At 75.2% G+C, this 5506-nt stretch carries 1 protein-coding gene; it reads right to left on the bottom strand.

Annotation, left to right across the window (positions count from 1 at the left end):
* The coding region (locus tag UK12_RS31685) for a non-ribosomal peptide synthetase (RefSeq protein WP_045306663.1) at positions 1–5506 on the bottom strand (5506 nt) is incomplete at both ends.

Here is a 5506-nt window from a genome sequence, read left to right on the forward strand (position 1 = left end):
CCAACCGCGTGTACAACGCCGCCAACCCCGCCTGCAGCACCATGAACAGACTCGCACCCGAACGCCTCGCCAACTCCACCAGCGCGGCATGCAGTTCGGCGTCGATCCGGACCTCCAGGAGGTCGCCGCCGTACGACATGACGGCCGGACGCGGCCGGTCGACCGGCAGCTGCAGCTGTTCGGGCATCCCGGCCAACGCCTCGGTCCAGTAGCCGACCTGGCGGGCGAACGCGCTGTCCGCGTCGTGCTCGTCGCCCAGGATCTCGTGCTGCCACAGCGTGTAGTCCCGGTACGTCACCGGCAGCGGCGGCCAGTCGGGCGCCTTCCCGCCCCGCCGGCTGGAGTACGCCGTGGCAAGGTCGCGGGCCAGCGGCCCCATGGACCAGCCGTCGCCCGCGATGTGGTGGATCACCACCAGCAGCACGTGCTCGTCCGCTGCGACCGCGAACAGCTCCGCCCGCAGCGGCACTTCCGACGTCAGGTCGAATCCGCGCACCGCCGCCGCCCGCAGCAGCGCCGGCACCTCCACCTCACCGGCCGCGCGCACGGGCAGCGGGACGGCGACCTCGGCGGCGTCCAGCACCCGCTGGCGCGGAACGCCGGTGGTGTGCGGGAAGACCGTCCGCAGGGTCTCGTGCCGGACCACCACGTCCGCCAGCGCGGCACTCAGCGCGGCCCGGTCGAGGTCGCCGGACAGCCGCAGGGCCAGGGGCATGTGGTAGGTGGCGCTGGGCGCCCCGAACTGCTGGAGGAACCACAGGCGCCGCTGCGCGAACGAGAGCGGCATCGGCTCCGGGCGCAGCCTGGGCAGCAGCGCCTTCCGCGCGGCGCCGGCGTCTCCCAACCGGACCGCGAGCCCGGCCGGCGTCGGGGTCCGGAACAGGCTGCGCAGCTCCAGCTCGGCCCCCAGTGCCGCCCGGACCCTGGACACCAGGCGGGTCGCCAGCAGCGAGTGGCCCCCCAGGTCGAAGAAGTCGTCGTCGACGCCGACCTGCGGCACCCCCAGCACCTCGGCGAACAGCTCGCACAGGATCTGCTCCTGCGGTGTCCGCGGCGCCCGGCCCGCCCCCGCACTCCGGCTGTCGGGCGCCGGCAGGGCCGCACGGTCCAGCTTCCCGTTCGGCGTCAGCGGCAACGCCTCCAACAGCACGAACGCGGCCGGCACCAGGTAGTCCGGCAGACGGTCGCGCAGGTACGCCGCCAAGTCCGCCGCAGTGGCCCCGCCCTCGGCCGAGGGCACCACGTACGCGACGATCCGCAGGTCGCCCGGCCGGTGCTCCCGCGCCAGCGCGGCGACCTGGGCGACGCCCGGGTGCGCGGCCAGCGCCGCCTCGATCTCACCGAGTTCGACCCGGAACCCGCGCACCTTCACCTGGTCGTCCACCCGGCCCGCGAACTCCAGCTCGCCTCCCCCGGCCTCCGGCCGGGGGGACCCCCAAGCGCGCCAGCGGACCAGGTCACCGGTGCGGTACATCCGCGAGCCCGCCGGACCGTACGGGTCGGCGAGGAACCGTCCGGCCGTCGGCCCCGGCCGGTTCAGATAGCCCCGTGCCAGCCCCTCCCCCGCCAGGTACAGCTCACCCGTGACACCGGGGGCGACCGGCCGCAGGGAGGAATCCAGCACGTACACCCGGCAGTTGGAGATCGGACGGCCGATCGGCACCGGAAGCGGGCAGTCGGCGGGGTCGGCCGGCAGTGGGAAGGCGGTGATCACATGGGTCTCGGCGGGGCCGTAGTGGTTGTGCAGCACCCGGCCCGGCCGGGCGGTCTGGAAGCGGCGCACGGCACCACCCAGGCGCATGGCCTCGCCGGCCTGCGCGATCAGCCGCAGGTCGGGCAGCTCCAGCCCGGCCTCCGCGGCGGCCTCGGCCAGCGCCTCGACCACCAGGTTGGGCGCGAACAGCTCCTCGACCCGATGCCGGTCCAGCCAGTGCGCGAACAGCTCGGCGCTGCGGCGCTGTTCGTCGGCCGGCACCACCAGGGTCTTGCCGTACAGCAGCGCGGACAGCGTCTCCTGCACCGAGACGTCGAAGCTGATCGCGGTGAACTGCGCGGTGCGCGTGCCGGGTGCGCCGCCGACGGCCCGGTGGTGCCACTCCAGCAGGTTCAGCAGCCCGGCGGCGGGCATCACCACGGCCTTGGGCCGGCCGGTGGAGCCGGAGGTGTAGATGACGTAGGCCGGGTGGCGCGCGTCCACGGCGACGCCGGGGTCGGTCTCCCGCCGGCCCTCGACCGACGTGACGTCGGCGAGGTCGTCGAGCACCACGGCCGGCCGCGCGTCCGTGAGCATGTACTCGATCCGGGCGGCCGGGTACTCCGGGTCGACGGGCAGGTACGCCGCACCGGTCTTGAGCACCGCGAGGACGGCGACCACCAGCTCGGCGGAGCGCGGCAGTCGCAGCGCGACGATCTGCTCGGGCCCCACCCCGCGCCCGATCAGCGCGTGGGCCAGGCGGTTGGCCCGGAGGTTCAGGTCCTGGTACGTCAGGACGGTGTCCTCGAACACCACCGCCGGGGCCTGCGGGGTCTCCCGGGCCCAGGCCTCGAACCGGGCCGGCAGGCCGGTGCCGGCGGCCGCCGTGGCGGTGGCGGTGTCGTTGCGCGCGACGAGCAGCTCGTGCCGCTCCTCGGGGGTGAGGACGTCGATCCGGCTCAGCGGCCGGTCCGGGGTGGCGACCACCGCGGCCAGCAGCCGCAGCCAGCGGGCGACCAGCGCCTCCACCGTCGCACGGTCGAACAGGTCGGTGGCGTACTCGACCCGCCCGGTGATGCCCTCGGCCGGCCCGCCGGTCCCGCCGCGCTCCAGCAGGTGGAAGGAGAGGTCGAACATCGTGGTGGGCATCCGCACCAGCACGATCTCGGCGCGCAGGCCCTGCAGCGAGAACTCGGTGCGCGGCACGTTCTGCAACGCGAGCAGGACCTGGAACAGCGGCTGGCGGGCGAGCGACCGCGCCGGGTTGAGCGCCTCGACGAGGTGCTCGAACGGCAGCTCCTGGTGCGCGTACGCGGCCAGCGCGCCCTCCCGGACCCGGGCCAGCAGCTCGGCGAACGTCGGGTCCCCGGAGGTGTCGGTGCGCAGCACCAGCGTGTTGACGAAGAACCCGACGAGCTCGTCCAGGCCCTGGTCGGTGCGGCCGGCGATCAGGCTGCCGACGGGGAGGTCCGTGCCCGCGCCGAGCTTGTCCAGCAGCGACGCCAGTGCGGCCTGGAGCACCATGTAGACGCTGGCGCCGTGCTCCCGGCCCAGGCGTACCAGCGCGGCGTGCAGTTCCGCGTCCAGGTCGATCGTCAGGTGCCCGCCGCGGAAGGAGGTGGTCGCCGGGCGGGGCCGGTCGGTGGGCAGCCGGAGCTGCTCGGGCAGGTCGGCCAACCGCTCGGCCCAGTAGGCCGTCTGCCGGGCGAACAGGCTCTCGGGATCGGCACGGTCCCCGAGCAGCCGTTGGTGCCACAGGGTGTAGTCGGCGTACTGCGCGGGCAGCGGGGCCCACTGCGGCCGGCCGCCGAGGCAGCGCGCCGCGTACGCGGTGGCCAGGTCGGCGGCCAGCGGGCCGAGCGACCAGCCGTCACCGGCGATGTGGTGCACCACCACCAGCAGCACGTGCTCGTCCGGCGAGAGCTCGAACAGCTCGGCGCGCAGCGGCGGTTCGGTCGCGAGGTCGTACGCGTGCCCCGCCGCCCCGGCCAGCCGCTCCGGCAGGTCGGTCTCGTCGGTCCGGGTGACGGGCAGCTCGGGCCGGACCGTCCCCGCGTCCAGGACCTGCTGGTACGGCACGCCGCCGACCGCCGGGTAGACCGTGCGCAGGCTCTCGTGCCGGTCGACGACGTCGCCGAGCGCCGCTTCCAGGGCCACCCGGTCCAGCGGACCGGAGAGCCGCCACGCCAGCGGGATGTTGTAGATCGGCCCGGCGCCCTCCAACTGCTGCAGGAACCAGACCCGCTGCTGGGCGGACGACAGCGGCACCCGGTCGGGCCGCTCCACCCGGCTCAGGGCCGGCCGGGCCCGGCCGGCTCCGGCCACGGCGGCGGCCAGCCCGGCCACCGTCGGCGTCGCGAACAGGCTGCGCAGCTCCAGCTCCACGCCCAGGGCCGCGCGGACCCGGGCCACCAGCCGGGTGGCGAGCAGCGAGTGCCCGCCCAGGTCGAAGAAGTCGTCGTCGGCCCCGACCCCGGCTACGCCCAGCACCTCGGCGAACAGCTCGGCCAGGGCGTGCTCCTGGGACGTGCGCGGCGCCCGGCCGGTCCGCGAACCGGTGAACTCCGGCTCGGGCAGGGCACGCCGGTCCAGCTTGCCGTTGGTGGTCAGCGGCAGCGCGTCGAGCAGCACGAACGCGGCCGGCACCAGGTAGTCCGGCAGCCGCTCGCGGAGGTGGGCGCGAAGCTCGTCCGGCTGGAGTTCCGTTCCGTCGGCGGGCACCAGGTAGGCGACCAGACGGGTGTCGTCGGCCTGGTCCTTCCGGGCGGTCACCGCGACCTGGCGGACCTGCGGGTGTTCGGCGAGCGCCGTCTCGATCTCGCCGAGTTCGACCCGGAAGCCGCGCACCTTCACCTGGTCGTCGGCGCGCCCGAGGTACTCCAACGCACCTCCCCCAGCCTCCGGCCGGGGGGACCCCCAAGCGCGTCGGCGCACCAGGTCGCCGGTACGGTACATGCGATCCCCGGCCGGCCCGAACGGGCAGGCCACGAAGCGCCCGGCGGTCAGGCCGGGCCGGTTCAGGTAGCCGCGCGCGAGCCCCGGGCCCGCGATGTACAGCTCCCCGGTCACGCCCGGCGGTACCAGGCCCAGCCGCTGGTCCAGCACGTACGCCCGGAAGCCGGCGATGGGACGGCCGATCGGCGGCACACCCGTCCCCGGCGACAGCGGCTCGCTCATCGTCGCGATGATCGTCGTCTCGGTCGGACCGTACCCGTTGAGCATCCGCCGCCCCGGCGCCCAGCGCGCCACCAGCTCCGGCGGGACCGCCTCGCCGCCCGCCACCAGCACCGGCACGGCCACGCCGTCCTCCGGCACGGCCGCGAGAACGGACGGCGGGACGAAGGCGTGCGTGATCGCGAGGCTCGGGTCGGTCAGCGCGGCGATCGGCTCGGTCGCGGGTGCCAGCACCAGGGCGGCGCCGGTGAGCAGGGCGCCGCACAGGTCCCACACCGAGACGTCGAAGCTCGGCGAGACGAACTGGAGCACCCGGCTGTCGACGGTGAGCCCGAGACGCTCCACCTGCTCGGCCACCAGCGCCGGCAGGCCCGCGTGGCTCACCACCACGCCCTTGGGCCGTCCGGTCGAACCGGAGGTGTAGATGACGTACGCGGGGTTCCGGGGGTCGACGGGGACACCCGGGTCCCCGTCCGGGAGGGCCGCGAGGAGCTCGGCGGTCGCCGGATCGTCCAGCAGCAGCCGGTCCACCGCCTCCATGCCCGGCAGGTCTGCCACCTGGCCCGTCGTCACCAGCAGGGCGGGCCCGGAGTCCTGGAGCAGGTACGCGATCCGGGCCGCCGGGTAGCGCGGGTCCAC

Source organism: Saccharothrix sp. ST-888 (genome assembly GCF_000955975.1).
Taxonomy (GTDB): Bacteria; Actinomycetota; Actinomycetes; order Streptomycetales; family Streptomycetaceae; genus Kitasatospora.